Here is a 15,243-nt window from a genome sequence, read left to right on the forward strand (position 1 = left end):
AGGCTTATTTCATAATAAGGAGGGCGACAGAGGTACCTGCACCGAGAGCAAGAGTGATGAGGAGCGATTCAAAGAGCTTGCTCATCCCAGAGTTGATATGGTTGGTCATGATGTCACGCACAGAGTTGGTCAGAGCAATGCCGGGCACAAAAGGCATGACAGAACCTGCAATAATCAAATCATCTGTGGAGTTAAAACCAGAATAGCGTGTCCAGATATGAGCCAGCAGTCCAAAGACGAAGGCTCCGGCAAAAGCTGTCACAAAAGGGATACGGATATATTTGTCAACATACAAAGAGAAAGCAAAGCCAAAGAAGGTGGCAATGGCCGCGCCTAAAGCATCGTAGAAGTTTCCGCCAAACATGATGGAGAAGAAGGGAGCACTGAGCGTTGCGGCAGCAATCAGCTGCTTGTTGTTATAGGGCAGCTCCTTCACTTTGAGGCGATTCAGCTCATCAAAAGCCTCTTGAAGGCTGATTTCTCCTGTAACCAACTGACGGGAGACCTGATTGACATCGCAGACCTTTTCGATATTGTAGTTGGTCTTGAGATTGCGCTTCATCCGTGAGATATTTGTATTTTCAATCGAAAAGAAAATAGCCACTGGCATTGCTAAGGCATTGCAGTCGATAATCCCTTGCGAATGAGCGATACGAATCATGGTGTCTTCTACCCGATAGGTCTCGGATCCGCTCTGCAGCAGCAGTGTCCCAGCCAGCATGATGACATCTACCGCCAGATTGAAATCTTTGGCTTCTTCCCTGATACCTTTCTCTGTCATTTCCCCAGTCCTTTTCCTAGTATAGCAATAGAACCATTATACCATAAAGCCTCTAAAAAATATCATCAAGTTGGCAGTCATTTAGACTCATAGATATAAAAAAGAAGACTGGAGATTTCCAATCTTCTTTCAAATGGTTTGTAAGTCGTTTATTAGCTCAAAGCATCGTCCATAGAGAGCACTTCGTGGAAGACACGTTGAGTCAATTCAGTCTTTTGCTCTGGAGTCAAGTACTTAGTATTTACACAGTAACCTGAGATACGAACGATAACATCTTCGCCAGACATAATCTTGTCGTAAACATCCTTCAAGTCCATAACGTTCAAGTTAACGTGCTGACCACCGTTTTCGAAGTAGCCATCTAGGATAGTAACCAAGTTGTCTACTTGTTCGTCGTGAGTCTTACCAAGCGCACGAGGTGAAACTTGAGTTGTCAATGAGATACCGTCAGCTGCGTAACTGAAGTCCAAGCTAGCAAGAGAGTTCAAGTTTTGCAACCAGCCACCTTTTGCCTTGTTAGATGGGTTAGCACCTGGTGAGAAGAATTCCAATTTAGACAAGTTCACGCTACCGTCTTCGTTGAGGTACACTCCTTTATGGACTGGTGAGTTACCAGTTTGTTTAGAGTAAGCAACGTTAGATGTGATAGTCAGAAGAGACACAGTAGCTTCTGCATTCTTATACAGTTTGTGGCTGCGCAGACGAGTTGTGTAAGCTTCAACCAACCATTCAGCCAGTTCGTTTGAACGAGGATCATCTTCACCCCAACGTGGGTAATCACCGATTGTTTCGTAATCGTAGATATAGCCGTTTTCGTCGCGGATTGGCTTAACAGTTGCATACTTGATAGCAGACAAGGTATCAACAGTGTTGGCAAATCCACAGATACCGAATCCCATGTTAGCACGTTGGTAAGTTGGCAAGAAGGCCATTTGAACAGCTTCGTAGTTGTACTTGTCAGTCATGTAGTGGATGATGTTCAAAGCATCTACGTAAGTGTCGGTCAACCAGTCCAGAGATTTTTCAAAGTTCGCTTTAACTGATTCGAAGTCAAGAACTTCGTCACGGATAGGCTCGATGTCAAATACCTTGTAGTCTTTATGAACATCGTCATAACCACCGTTGAGACCTGTCAGAAGGGCTTTCAGAACGTTTACACGAGCACCGAAGTATTGGATGTTGTGGCGTTGCTCTTCATTTTCAGGGTCAAGTGGAGACACACAGCAAGAGATACAGCTCATTTCACCGTAACCATCTCGAGCCATAGTTGTTACACCTTCGTATTGGATAGAAGAGTGCTTGTGGCTCATGTGCATACAGTAGCGACGGAATGAGTATGGCAATTTGTCAGTCCAGAGAACGGTCAAGTTTGGTTCTGGAGAGTTACCAATGTTGTCAAGTGTGTTAAGGAAACGGTAGTCCATCTTTGTAACACGGTGACGGCCATCGTTACCCATACCTGCCATAGAAGTAGTGATGAAGGTTGGGTCACCAGAGTAAAGTTGGTCGTAAGCTTTTGTACGAGCAAACTTCACTGTACGAAGTTTCATAACGAAATCATCAACAAATTCTTGGATTTCTGATTCAGTGTAAGTACCGCGAGCCAAGTCACGTTCAGCATAGATGTCAAGAACGATTGGCACACGTCCGAGAGATGTTGCAGCACCATTGATGACACGGCAGACAGCCATGAAGGCGATGTTAGTCCATTGGATAGCTTCTTTAACGTCAAAAGCAGGACGGCGAACATCTACTCCGTAAAGGTCACCAAGTTTTACAACTTCACCGAGTGCTTGGTATTGCAGGTTGATTTCTTCGCGTAGACGGATTGTTTCTTCATCAATATCAGTCAAACCGTTCCAGTCGCGAACTTTTTCAGCCATGAGGTAGTCAGCTCCATAAAGAGCAAGACGTGCGTAAACCCCGATGATACGTCCGCGTGAATAAGCATCAGGAAGACCAGTTACAGTGTGGGCGTGACGAGCACGGCGGATGTTAGAAGTGTAAGCACGGAAGATACCGTCATTTACTGTAGTAACATATTTAGTAAAGATTTCATGAACAGCGGGATCTGGTTCGTATCCATTTTCTTTCAAAGTAGTTTCAGCCATGCGGATACCGCCTTTTGGCATGAAGTTCAATTTGAAGAGTTCGTCATTTTGGATACCGTAAATCAGTTCGTTGTCCTTGTCAATGTACCCAGCGTCGATACCAGCTATAGATGCTGGACGAGTGTCCATTGGGAAACGAGTTTCTTCGTAGTGAGCTTTTGTTTCTTCTACAATTTTCTTGATGTGGAGTGAGCGCTCAGTAGGACCTGCCAAAAAGCTTTCATCTCCATCATAAGGTGTGTAGTTAGCTTGAACGAAGCGAGAAACACTTGCTTTCTCTTTCCAGTCTTCACCTTTGAAGCCTTCCCAAGCTTTGTCAAAAATATCTTGAGCTTCAACAACTGTTTTTACAACCATTTGATTTTCCTCTTTATTCTAGCAACATAAACTGTTACATTTATAAGTAAAGTATATCATACGGTAATCGGTTTCACAAACCATTTTCGGCAGAAAGAAAGACTTTCTTTTATAATACAGAAAGTAAAAAGTCGCAGATGTGTACTATAGATTTGAAAAACATGACTCTTTTCAAATATTTTGGAAAAATGGGTAAAAAAGTTATAATAAAAGTAATTAAAATGTCATATAAAAATTACTGACGAAGAATCTTACTTTTAAAATACTTTTTACAAGAACGAAAAACTGTTTCAGATTTATTTGAGCAAAAAGGGCCGACTTTGTGAAAGCTTGTAAGCTGAGATTGATGGCAGGAGAAAGGAGGAAGACATGCTGATTTTTCCACTGATTAACGATACATCTCGGAAGATTATCCACATTGATATGGATGCTTTTTTCGCTTCGGTGGAAGAGCGGGATAATCCTAAGCTAAAGGGACATCCGGTCATTATCGGCAGCGATCCCCGTTTGACTGGTGGTCGTGGTGTCGTCTCCACCTGCAATTATGAGGCCAGAAAGTTCGGAGTTCATTCGGCTATGAGCTCCAAGGAAGCCTATGAGCGTTGCCCTCAGGGGATTTTTATATCGGGGAATTACGAAAAATATCAGGCAGTCGGCTTGCAGATCCGAGAGATTTTCAAACGCTATACGGACTTGATTGAACCCATGAGCATCGACGAGGCTTATCTGGATGTAACGGAAAACAAGCTAGAGATTAAATCCGCAGTCAAAATAGCCAAGCTGATTCAGCACGATATCTGGAATGAACTCCATCTGACGGCTTCGGCAGGCGTTTCTTATAATAAGTTTCTGGCCAAGATTGCTAGCGACTATGAGAAGCCTCATGGTCTGACCGTCATTCTGCCTGAAGAGGCAGAGGCCTTTCTGGCCCCAATGGACATAGCTAAATTTCATGGAGTTGGCAAGAAGAGTGTCGAGAAACTGCATGAGATGGGCGTCTATACCGGTGCAGATCTGCTCAAGATACCGGAAATGACTTTAATTGATAAGTTTGGCCGCTTTGGTTTTGATCTCTACCGGAAAGCGCGTGGCATCAGCAATAGTCCGGTCAAATCCAATCGTATTCGTAAGTCGATTGGGAAGGAGCGGACCTATGCCAAACTGCTCTATAATGAGGAGGATATTAAGAAAGAGCTGACCCTGTTGGCGCAGAAGGTAGAAAATAGCTTGACTAAGCATGATAAGAAAGGACGAACCATCGTTCTGAAAATCCGCTATGCCGATTTCTCCACCTTGACTAAAAGAAAAAGTTTGGCCTTAGCTACTCAAGACAAGGAGCAAATCGAGCGAACGGCTCATGAGATATATGATAGCTTGGAAGAACAACCACGAGGTATCCGACTGCTAGGACTGACAGTGACGGGGTTTGAATAAAGATAAAGGCTTGGTTCGATACCAGGCTTTTTTAGAAAATGTTTTTAGTATGAGATAGTTGCTTGTGACGAGTTTCTAAGTTGTCTGATGATTTTCATTAACTAAAAATAATCTTTTTTGAAAAAATACTGGACAAAGTTTTCTGTGTCTGTTATACTGGGTCTATAAAATAAAAACCGCCCGGTCGGTTTTTAAAAAGAAAGGAGCAGAAATGAAGAAATCTGTAGTAGAAAAAACAAGCGAGCACATCCTCAAGTTGAATCAGGAGCTGGATCGACAGCGGGAAGGTCAGAAAGAGTTTTTGCAGCAGCAGGCAGAAAAACGTAAGGTGTGGCTAGAAAAGATAACACAGGGTGAGAATGGCATACGCTATTCTAAGTGGGGAGTCAAAGCTGGATATGCTGTCCTTGCTGGTGGCTTGCTGACTTCTGTCTTTAGCCCATGGCGAGGACTGGGTATTATGGCAGTAGGGGGTCTGAGCCTTGCCTCCAATCTCTGGCATATCCGGCGATTGCAAAATCAAGAAAGGAGTAAGTAGCAGAGAGATGACCTGTCTTAAGCATCAGAGCCAGGACAACTTAGAAACAAAAAGCAGCTGGCAGTAGCTAAACGGTACTTACATAGCTTTTAGCATCATTTAGTCTATCTTTGCTTTTTATTTTAGGCAAGGAATAAAAGACTATGTTTTCTATGTGGCGCAGGTCTTTATTTTTTATAATAAAACAAACCGAATGGTCGGAATTTAAAAAGACTACGTTTCAAAACAGGCAATCATCTGAACGACTGAGAGTAAAGGATGCCTTTGTCCAGTTTTCGGATGACTTTTCACTATTCTACATTTGATAAGGAGTTATCGTATGAACACACAAACACATGTAGGACCAGAACCCAAGCATATTTGGCCTTTCTTAGCTTGGACCTTTGGTATTAGCTGGGGATCCTGGCTGATTCTGTATATTTTAGCCGCCCTGAAGCTGACCAGCGGGGCTGAGCCTTTGGGCTATGCTCTCATTATCATCGGTGGCTTCGGACCGGCCTTGGGAACTTTTATCAGCCTCAAAATTTCTCATCCTAAGAAGATGCTGGACTTTATCTTTTCTCATGCTAAGGGCTGGTGGATTTATATGCTGGCCTTCTGTCTGGTTCGGATTTTGACTCTCTTTATTGCCAATCCTGTATTACCGCCGCTCAATGCCATGCTCATGTTTCCTCTTGGTTGGATCTTTGTCACCTTTGTTGGAGGCGGGAACGAAGAGCTGGGCTGGCGGGGAGTGCTGCAGCCGGCTCTGGAGAAAAAATTCTCCTTCCCTCTGGCAACTGTCATCACGGCTCTGGTCTGGGTGGCCTGGCATCTGCCCCTCTGGCTGATTCCGGGAACGAGTCAAAGTCAGGTTTCTTTGACCTTCTATCTCTCCTTTGGTATCTTGCTCTGTTTCTGTCTGGCGGTTCTCTACAAGCAGACGGCCTCTGTCTTTGCCTGCATGGCCTTTCACGGCTGCATTAACTTTGCTCAGGCGACGATTGTCGGCAGTGCTACAAATGGCGGAAGGTATCTCAGCTTCCAGGTTGCTAATCTGGTCATGACCGCCCTGCTGGTCGGCTGGTGGTATTGGAAGGGCAATCGGAAAGGAGTTCAGAAAGATGCAAGCTAGAAGCTATAAAGATTCCTCATCTGTCAAGCAAATTCTAATGTTTCTGCTTAGGACTTTTGGTATCACTTGGTCTGCGTGGATTCTCTCGGCTGTGCTGAAAGGGCGAGTGCCGTTGCTTCCTCCGCTTCTCACGATAGTGGGAGCATTTGGTCCTGCTATAAGTGCCAAGCTTGTCTTAGGTAAGTCTTTGAAAGAAATGCTGGCTTTTATCAAGTTTACTAGGAAAAGAAGCTGGCCTTATCTATTGATTTTTGTGGGGCTATACACGATTTCCATTGCCTTTGTGACCAGGCCGCTGCCAGGTTTGAATCTTTTGAATGTCTTGGTTCTGGCTCTGGTAACGACTCTTCTGACAGGCGGCAATGAAGAGATTGGCTGGCAGGGCTTCCTGCAGCCAAGTCTGGAGAAGATCCTGCCCTTTCCCTTAGCAACTGTAACAACTGGTTTAATCTGGGCTGTCTGGCATCTGCCCCTCTTCTTTACCCCCGGCAGCAGTCAGGCAGGGACTTCTTTTCTAGTCTTTACTGCCGCCTGCCTGCTCGCCCGTTTCTGGCTGGCGGCTCTTTACAAGGTCAGTCAGTCCATCCTTTACTGTGTTCTTTTCCACGGGGCCATCAATACCATTGGTGAAGGCATTTTCCTGGGGAAGGGGACGGAAAATCCGCTCTTTTTCCTAGGCTATATCTTGATGGCGGCTTACAGTATCTATCTTTGGTATCAAAGGGATCAGCAAGACAAGGCTTAAAGATATTTTTATGATTTTGTATTTCTCCGGCTTTTTTGGTAGAATAAAGCTATATTAGAAACAAAGGGGAACAGAATGGCGCAGCGAAAAGACAAATCCCAGGCCATGAGAGAAAAAATTTTAAATACAGCAACCCAGCTCTTTATCCAAAAGGGGTCCGAAAAGACCAGTATGCAGGATATTGCTCAGACGGCGGGCATCTCCAAGGGGGCTATCTACCATCATTTCAAGTCAAAAGATGAGATTGTCCTTGCGGTGTTGAGGAGCCGGCAGGAGCTGATGGAAAAAGAGATGAAGCAGTGGCTCAAGGCTACGGAAAATCTGACTGGCAGGGAGCAGCTGCAGACCATCCTCAAGTCTAATCTGGAAAGTCAGACAGCCCGGGCTACGGACGGCATTGTGGGTGAGTATGAGAAGGACGCGGGCTTTATTTTGACCATGATGCGGGACAATCTGCGGATAGGCGCCCCTGTGGTCAGTGACATTATCAAAAAAGGGATGGCAGATGGCTCCCTTCAGACCCAGTATCCGGAAGAGGCTGCAGAAGTTTTTCTGCTGCTGGTGAACTTCTGGATGCATGGGACCGCTTTTGAAAGTGAGCCCGAAAAACTGCCAGAACGTTTCCATTTTCTGCAGTTTATGATGACCTCGGTCGGTCTGGATGTCTTTACTGACGAGCTCCTGCAGCTCTTTAGCCAGAAAAATAAGGCATAAAAAAAGGCTGGGACAGAATTAAATTTTTTAGTTCTGTCCCAGCCTTTTTATTTATGTGCTGAATATACTGTGGATATCTTCCTCGGTCAGGCCGATTAGGGGGTCAATTTTCTGGAAGTTTTCTTCAGTCAGGACATAGTTTTCCACAGGTGTTTTCATTTTATCCACAGGATTGTGAATATTGCTCTCAGCTTGCGGGAAGTCGCCAAAGCGCTCGATTAGATAGGTTTTGCGGGCGGTGCCAGTGTTTTTTGCAGCATAGTCAAAGGCTGCTTTTTCCCCAAGTAAGATCAACTTGCTCTTGGCGCGGGTGATAGCGGTGTAGATGAGGTTGCGCTGCAGCATCCGGTGACTGCTCTTGGTGATGGGCAAGATAACCACGGGAAATTCACTGCCCTGAGACTTGTGAATGCTCATGGCGTAGGCTAGGCGAATCTTGTACCACTCGCTGCGCTGATAAACAAGTTCATTGCCATCAAAGTCAATGGTCAGCTCGTCCTGCTTGGAGTCAGTGTACTTAGCAGGCAGCAGGTCGCTGATATAGCCTAAGTCACCGTTGAAGACATTGCTTTCAGCATCATTGACCAAGTGGATAACCCTGTCTCCTTGGCGATACTGACAGTCGGGAGCTTCAAAGGTTAATTCATCTTTCTCTACAGGATTGATGAGATTTTGCATAAGATTGTTAATCTGGTCAATGCCGGCTGGCCCCCGATACATAGGTGCCAATACCTGAACGTCTTGAGCTGGGATACCGCTGCGAATGGCTGCGCTAGTGATTTTCTCAATCATAGGCGGAATATGCTCATTTCTAGCTTCAAAATACGAGCGATCCGCTTTTTTCTCTGTAAAGTCTGCTGGTAAAATGCCCTTCTGAATCTGGCTGGCCAGTGTGACGATTGTAGACTCTTCGCTCTGCCGATAGATGGTTTCCAGCTTGGTCTGTGGGATAGTCGGTATCTGCAGCAAGTCTGCCAGAACCTGACCTGGACTGACAGACGGAAGTTGATCCGCATCTCCGACAATCAAGAGCTTGGTCTGAGAGGAGATATTGCTGAGCAGCTGATTAGCCAGCCAAGTATCCACCATGGAAAATTCATCCACAATGATAAAATCAGCATCCAGATAATCATCCAAATGACTGGTATCATCATCGCCAGTCATTCCCAAATGGCGGTGAATAGTGGCGCTAGGAAGACCGGTCAATTCGTTCATGCGCCGAGCAGCACGTCCAGTGGGAGCCGCGAGCAGAATAGGCAGATCATTGACCTTTCGCAGATCCAAACCGCGAAGCTGGGCGTAGACTGCGATGATACAGTTGATAACGGTAGTTTTTCCAGTACCCGGTCCGCCAGTTAGGATAAAGACCTTCTGATTGATAGCCTGACGGATGGCTTCTTTTTGGATGCTGTCATAGGAGATGCCGGAGTTCTCCTCCACTTGCTGGATAGCTGTAGTAATCTTATCTTGGTCGAAAGAATCTTGCTTGCCTTTTTCCAGCAGACGGACTAGATTACTCCTTATTCCTTCTTCAGCAAAAAATAGGCTGTTTTCAAAGATCTTGGTCTCTACATTCTGGACCTTATCTTCCTCAATTAGATGAGCCAGCTCATCAGCAACTAGACTAGGGTCCAGCTCCACTTGGCGTGAGCTTTCTAAGAGTTCGATGGTATGTTCTAGTAAATCACGAGCTTCGACATAGGTATCTCCCCGCTCCATGGACTGGGTCAGCAAGGTATGGACAAGGCCAGCCCGAAAACGCTCAGGGGCATCACTTTGGATACCCAGCTCTTCTGCCAGATGGTCAGCGATTTTAAAGCCGATCCCCTGAATATCCTCTACCAGCTGATAGGGATATTTTTCGACAATATCCAGCGTTTCTTCCTTGTAGGTATCCTGGATTTGAAAAGCCAGCTTATTGGGAATGCCGTAGGCTGCTAGCTTGGCCAGTACCATCTCAGTTCCGTAGTTGAGTCTGAGCTTGGCGACAAAGGCCTCTCGGTTCTTAGCTGCTAAGCCGTTTATCTGGGTCAGCTTTTCCGGCTCTGCTAAAATCTTGTCAATGGTGTCTTCGGTATCTTCTCCGTAGAGTTGGACGATTTTTTGAGCAGTCTTGACCCCGATGCCCTTGAAATGGTCGCTGGAGAAGTATTTTACTAGGCCTTTACTGCTGGGTTTTGCTCGCTCATAGCGGGAAATTTTCAGCTGCTGGCCATATTTGGGGTGCTGGACAAGACTGCCCCAGAAGCTGTAATCTTCGCCTTCCATGACATCTGCCATGGAGCCGGTGACAATGATTTCAAAATCTTCAAAATCCTCGGCATCGGTATCCTCAATATCTAAGAGCAGGATACGGAAAAAGTTGCTAGGATTTTCAAAAATAATGCGTTCAATCGTTCCTGAAAAGTAAAATTCCATAGTTTATAGGTTTTTCTTTTAAAACGAACTCAGCTGACGTTCAACTGAGTTCGATATGCTTAATAGGTCTTAAAGGGCAGCAGCGGCCAGAAGCGGAACTTGGCTTCGCCCTGAATTTGTTCTTTTTGGAAGGTACCGACTTGGCGGCTATCCTTGGAAACAATCCGGTCGTCACCTAGAAGAAGATATTCATCATCCAGAAGCTTGACGGTGAAGACAGGGCTACCTTCACTATCAACAGTGAAGGCTTGAGCCTGAGCTGCGAGTTTTCTGAAAAACTCACCATTGTCATCATAATCGTCCCCAGTATAAGTGGATTGGAGCTTGTCTTCTTTAAATTTCTTGATGTAGTCCGTCAGGTAAGGTTCGTCTGTTTTTTTGCCGTTGATGTAAAGAGTATCGTTTTCATACTGAATAGTGTCACCCGGCATACCGATGACCCGCTTGACAATCTCCTTGGTCGTTCCGTCATTATCTGTCTCAGTGGCGACAACGATATCAAAGCGGTCAATAGACTGATGTTTGAGTACAAGCAGGTATTCCCCATTGGCCAGCGTAGGATCCATAGAGTGACCGTCTACCTTTACAGGGGACCAGAGAAATAGCCGTGACAGAATAATGACAGAGATAAAGAAGAGAAAGAGGCCCCATTCTTTGAGAAATGCGAGGACAGGATTTGATTTTTTCATAGGTTACCTTTCTAGAAGTTTTTGTGCTTTTTCAGTATTTTTAAAGTGGAGTTTAGCAGAATGCTGCAGACCGGCCATTCCGTAGGCTTGAAGAATCTGGCTGGCAACATGATCGCTCTTGCTTCCGGCCCCGCTAGGCAGGGTATAGCCTAACTCTTGGCTGAGGTTCTCTAGATTTTCCAGAAAGAGGTCACGAGCGATAATAGAGCTGACCGCAACAGCTAGGAACTTTCCTTCAGCTTTTTCAATCAGACTTACCGGATTTGGAAAATGATTTTTTTCCTGCTTTAGATATTTTTTGTAGTTTTGCTGGCTGGTAAAGGCATCGATGACAATTTTTTCGGGATTGATGCCTTTCTGCAGCAGTAGATAAATAGCTTGATTATGTAAGGCTACTTTGACAGAGACGGCATTGTAGCCAGAAGCGATGACTTCATTATACTTCTCTGGCGATAGGAGCAGAGCTTGATGAGCAATCTTTTCTTTCAAGACAGGTGCCAGTTGGCGAATCTTGCTATCGTTCAAGGTTTTAGAATCACCGACACCCAGTTTTCTCAGAAAGTCGTGCTGGCCGGGACTAACGAAAGAAGCCACAACGGCTAGACCTCCAAAGTAGGAGCCGTTTCCGACCTCATCTGTCCCAATGAGGGTAAAATCCTGAGAAGTAGGACTAGAACTGGATTTTTCTGGTTGATGGCCAAAAAAGCCAGCGTAGTGAGCAGCTTTAGCCCCTTGAAAGAGAGCTTTTCCGGAGCTAAAGACACTGACCGTCGCCTGATCCAGCCGGAAGAAATATTGAATATGCGGGTTCTTGCTGGGAGCCAGCTGGCTCTGATATGTCTCAACAAAAGCCTGAATTTCTTGCTGTTTGGGACTGAGGGTGATACTTTCCATACCCCCTATTGTACCATAAAATGGAAAAGTCTAAAGTCATAAGATTGAAAATCCTACAAAAATTTTGTAGGAGCGCACCGCTGCTTGCAATGTCAAAAAAGATGAAAAAGAAAGTCCCTGTCTAGTTCCCAGTGTTTTAATAACTGACAAAGGGCTTCTTTTTTGATATAATACAATGAGGTGATTTTATGGCAAATTTGAATCGATATAAATTTACATTTGGAAACAAGACCTTAACTCTAACAACAGAACACGATAATCTCTTTATGGAAGAAGTGGAACGGGTAGCGAAGGAAAAATACAAGGCTATCAAAGAGCAGATGCCTGCGGCAGATGATGAAGTCCTGGCGATTTTGCTGGCGGTCAATAGCCTATCTACTCAGCTTAGCCGCGAGATTGAGTTTGACGACAAGGAAAAAGAACTAGAAGATTTTCGTCACAAAATGCTCAGTGAGCTGAGAGAAAAGTCAGGTAAATAGAGGAGAAATAATGTTTTCTATTGTTATTTTACTAATATTGGCCTGGAGCTTTTATATTGGCTACTCTCGTGGTATTGTTCTGCAGAGCTATTATGCTGTTGCAACCATGGTTTCTATGCTGGTAGCTGGAGCTTTTTATAAAAGCTTGGCTAAGTTTATCAGCCTTTGGGTGCCTTACGCTAGCGCAACTCAGGGCTCTTCGACCTATTTTTTCCCTAGCTCCCAGCTTTTTCAGTTGGATCAGGTTTTTTATGCTGGTTTGGCCTATCTCATTATCTTTACGGCTGTCTATATCCTTGGGCGCTTTTTCGGGATTTTTGCCAATCTGATTCCCTATCCCAATAAGCTGGATACCAAATGGTACAATGTGACCAGCGGAGCTATCGCTGTCTGCATCTCTATTTTTGTTTTAGGAATGTGCCTGACTATTTTAGCGACGGTGCCGATGGAGATGGTTCAGGAGCGGCTCAATAGCAGCTTCATGATTCGCTTTATTGTCAAGTATACCCCTATCACATCCAATATCCTCAAAGATCTCTGGGTGAATCAAGTTATCGGATAAAAGACGACTCAGTTGGCCTGCTAGCTGGGTTCTTTTTTACTAGAAAAGAAAATTATGAACACAAAAATTTTAGAAACCTTAGAATTTAAGAAAATAAAAGAACTTTTTGCTCCCTATCTTTTGACAGAGCAGGGGCAGCTGGAGCTGGGCCTGCTTTTGCCGACCAGCAAGAAGGAGACGGTGGCCTCGGCTTTTCTGGAAATGACAGATATGCAGCAGATTTTTGTGCAGCATCCGCACTTTAGTCTAGCTGCGACTCAGGATATTACTGCCTTGACCAAGCGCTTGGAGCTGGAGAGCGACTTGAATATTGAGGAGTTTTTGGCTCTCAAGCGCGTCTTGGCTGTGACTCAGGAACTCAAGTCCTTTTATGAGGACTTGGAAAATGTGCACTTGGAAAAGCTGGACCGTCTGTTTGAGAATCTAGCTGTTTTCCCTAAGCTACAAGGAAGTCTGCAGGCTGTGAATGATGGCGGCTTTATCGAAAGTTTTGCCAGCGAAAGTCTGAGCCGTATCCGCCGAAAAATTCAAGAAAATGAAAATCAGGTGCGGGAAATCCTGCAGGAGATTCTCAAAAACAAGGGAGAGATGCTGGCGGATCAGGTAGTGGCCAGTCGGAATGGCCGCAATGTGCTGCCTGTGAAAAATACCTACCGCAACCGCATTTCTGGTGTGGTTCACGATATTTCAGCCAGCGGCAATACCGTCTATATCGAGCCTAGAGCAGTTGTCAATCTCAACGAAGAAATCGCCAGCAGTCGGGCGGATGAACGATATGAAATTCAGCGGATTTTGCAGGAATTATCGGACCTATTCCGTCCCCATGCAGCTGAAATTGCCAACAATGCTTGGATTATCGGACATCTGGATCTGGTGCGTGCCAAGGTCCGCTTCATGCAGGAGACGGGAGCAGTGGTGCCAGACCTGTCGGAAGAGCAGGATATCCAACTGCTCAGTGTCCGTCATCCCCTGATTGAAAATGCAGTGGCCAATGACCTGCATTTCGGGCCAGACTTGACAGAGATTGTCATTACTGGGCCTAATACGGGTGGTAAGACCATCATGCTGAAGACCTTGGGCTTAGCTCAGATCATGGCCCAGTCAGGTTTGCCGATTCTGGCAGACAAGGGAAGTCGCGTCGGGATTTTCAGTCAGATTTTTGCAGACATTGGTGATGAGCAGTCCATTGAGCAGAGCCTGTCGACTTTCTCCAGTCACATGACCAATATCGTCTCTATTTTAGAGCAGGTTGATAGCGAGAGTCTGGTTCTGCTGGATGAGCTGGGAGCTGGGACTGACCCGCAAGAGGGTGCAGCTCTGGCCATTGCTATCTTGGAAGACTTGCGGCTAAGACAGATTAAAACAATGGCGACGACCCACTATCCTGAGCTCAAAGCCTATGGGATTGAGACGGACTGGGTGGAAAATGCCAGCATGGAGTTTGATACAGATAGTTTAAGACCGACCTATCGCTTTATGCAGGGTGTGCCTGGCCGCTCCAATGCCTTTGAAATTGCTCGCCGTTTAGGCTTGTCTGAACTTATCGTTAGCCATGCCCAAGAGCAGACTGACACAGACAGTGATGTCAATCGGATCATTGAGCGCCTAGAGGAGCAGACGCTGGAAAGCCGCAAGCGCTTGGATAATATCCGCGAGGTGGAGCAGGAAAATCTCAAATTTAATCGAGCCCTCAAAAAGCTATATAATGAGTTTAACCGAGAAAAGGAAACCGAGCTGAATAAGGCGCGATTGGAAGCCCAGGAAATCGTTGATTTGGCTTTGTCAGAGAGTGAGAGCATTCTCAAAAAACTCCATGATAAGTCCAGCCTTAAACCGCATGAGATTATTGAAGCCAAGGCTCAACTTAAAAAGTTGGCACCAGAAACGGTTGATTTATCAAAGAATAAGGTGCTCAAGCAGGCCAAGAAAAATCGGGCACCCAAGGTGGGAGATGATATCCTAGTCACCAGCTATGGTCAGCGGGGAACCTTGGTCAAGCAGCTCAAGGACGGCCGTTGGGAAGCTCAGGTCGGTCTTATCAAGATGACTCTAGAAGAGCAGGAGTTTAACTTACTCAAGGCTGAAAAGGAGCAGCAACCTAAGCGCAAGCAGGTCAATGTGGTCAAGCGGGCTAATACTGCTGGACCGAAAGCCAGACTGGATCTGCGCGGCAAGCGCTACGAAGAGGCCATGGAAGAGCTGGATGCCTTTATTGATCAGGCCCTCCTCAATAACATGGCTCAGGTGGATATTATCCACGGTATCGGGACCGGCGTCATCCGTGAAGGGGTGACAAAATACCTCCGCCGCAACAAGCATGTCAAGTCTTTCGGCTATGCTCCACAAAATGCTGGGGGGAGCGGCGCAACGATTGTGATCTTTAAGTAAGAAGGATAAAGAAAAATGG

13 protein-coding genes are annotated in these 15,243 nt (G+C 45.5%); 8 read left to right on the top strand and 5 right to left on the bottom strand.

Annotated elements, in window-relative coordinates:
- Window positions 1–4: 4 nt before the first annotated feature.
- Together O3621_RS06755 and pflB are read right to left on the bottom strand one after the other, a co-directional pair.
- Window positions 5–781 carry a threonine/serine exporter family protein gene (locus tag O3621_RS06755; protein WP_004188833.1) on the bottom strand — a complete coding sequence of 259 codons (777 nt, stop codon included), beginning with the start codon at window positions 779–781 and terminating at the stop codon, window positions 5–7.
- A gap of 152 nt (window positions 782–933) precedes the next feature.
- Window positions 934–3,249, bottom strand: coding sequence for a formate C-acetyltransferase (pflB, locus tag O3621_RS06760; protein WP_004188829.1), 2,316 nt, complete (start codon window positions 3,247–3,249; stop codon window positions 934–936).
- A 369-nt stretch (window positions 3,250–3,618) separates the two neighbouring features.
- On the opposite strand from pflB, the gene dinB reads away from it, so the two are divergent.
- From dinB to O3621_RS06785, 5 genes are all read left to right on the top strand, one after another.
- Complete coding sequence (gene dinB / locus O3621_RS06765) at window positions 3,619–4,683, top strand: DNA polymerase IV (protein WP_004188827.1); 1,065 nt, start codon at window positions 3,619–3,621, stop codon at window positions 4,681–4,683.
- 211 nt (window positions 4,684–4,894) lie between these two features.
- On the top strand, window positions 4,895–5,221 hold the full coding sequence (locus O3621_RS06770; protein WP_002914412.1) for a hypothetical protein: 327 nt from the start codon (window positions 4,895–4,897) through the stop codon (window positions 5,219–5,221).
- A gap of 319 nt (window positions 5,222–5,540) precedes the next feature.
- Complete coding sequence (locus tag O3621_RS06775; protein ID WP_371513974.1) at window positions 5,541–6,335, top strand: lysostaphin resistance A-like protein; 795 nt, start codon at window positions 5,541–5,543, stop codon at window positions 6,333–6,335.
- Window positions 6,325–7,080, top strand: coding sequence for a CPBP family intramembrane glutamic endopeptidase (locus O3621_RS06780; protein ID WP_004188819.1), 756 nt, complete (start codon window positions 6,325–6,327; stop codon window positions 7,078–7,080). Before O3621_RS06775 ends, O3621_RS06780 begins: the two co-directional genes overlap by 11 nt.
- 75 nt (window positions 7,081–7,155) lie before the next feature.
- Window positions 7,156–7,794 carry a TetR/AcrR family transcriptional regulator gene (locus tag O3621_RS06785; RefSeq protein WP_004188816.1) on the top strand — a complete coding sequence of 213 codons (639 nt, stop codon included), beginning with the start codon at window positions 7,156–7,158 and terminating at the stop codon, window positions 7,792–7,794.
- A 51-nt stretch (window positions 7,795–7,845) separates the two neighbouring features.
- Here the strand turns inward: O3621_RS06785 and O3621_RS06790 are convergent, their stop codons facing one another.
- The 3 genes from O3621_RS06790 to rnhC are packed head-to-tail and all read right to left on the bottom strand — an operon-like array spanning window position 7,846 to window position 11,795.
- Window positions 7,846–10,212, bottom strand: a complete 2,367-nt coding sequence (locus O3621_RS06790; protein WP_314449085.1) for an ATP-dependent RecD-like DNA helicase — start codon at window positions 10,210–10,212, stop codon at window positions 7,846–7,848.
- Between the two features lie 59 nt (window positions 10,213–10,271).
- Window positions 10,272–10,901, bottom strand: coding sequence for a signal peptidase I (lepB, locus tag O3621_RS06795; RefSeq protein WP_268699176.1), 630 nt, complete (start codon window positions 10,899–10,901; stop codon window positions 10,272–10,274).
- Between the two features lie 3 nt (window positions 10,902–10,904).
- Window positions 10,905–11,795: a ribonuclease HIII gene (rnhC, locus tag O3621_RS06800; RefSeq protein ID WP_004188809.1), complete on the bottom strand. Its 891-nt coding sequence runs from the start codon at window positions 11,793–11,795 to the stop codon at window positions 10,905–10,907.
- A 188-nt stretch (window positions 11,796–11,983) separates the two neighbouring features.
- Between rnhC and O3621_RS06805 the strand changes: the two genes are divergently transcribed.
- From O3621_RS06805 to O3621_RS06815, 3 genes are read left to right on the top strand one after another with little or no spacing between them, the layout of a single operon-like run.
- The gene (locus O3621_RS06805) at window positions 11,984–12,274 is read left to right on the top strand and encodes a hypothetical protein (protein ID WP_002919703.1); all 291 of its coding nucleotides are present in this window, start codon (window positions 11,984–11,986) and stop codon (window positions 12,272–12,274) included.
- 10 nt (window positions 12,275–12,284) lie between these two features.
- On the top strand, window positions 12,285–12,836 hold the full coding sequence (locus O3621_RS06810) for a CvpA family protein (RefSeq protein ID WP_004188805.1): 552 nt from the start codon (window positions 12,285–12,287) through the stop codon (window positions 12,834–12,836).
- Window positions 12,837–12,890: 54 nt separating this feature from the next.
- Entirely contained in the window at window positions 12,891–15,224 is a 2,334-nt protein-coding gene (locus tag O3621_RS06815; RefSeq protein ID WP_314449094.1) for an endonuclease MutS2, read from the top strand.
- The last annotated feature ends 19 nt before the right edge of the window (window positions 15,225–15,243 follow it).

The organism is Streptococcus sp. 20925_1_22 (assembly GCF_041431685.1).
In the GTDB taxonomy this organism is placed as follows: Bacteria; Bacillota; Bacilli; order Lactobacillales; family Streptococcaceae; genus Streptococcus.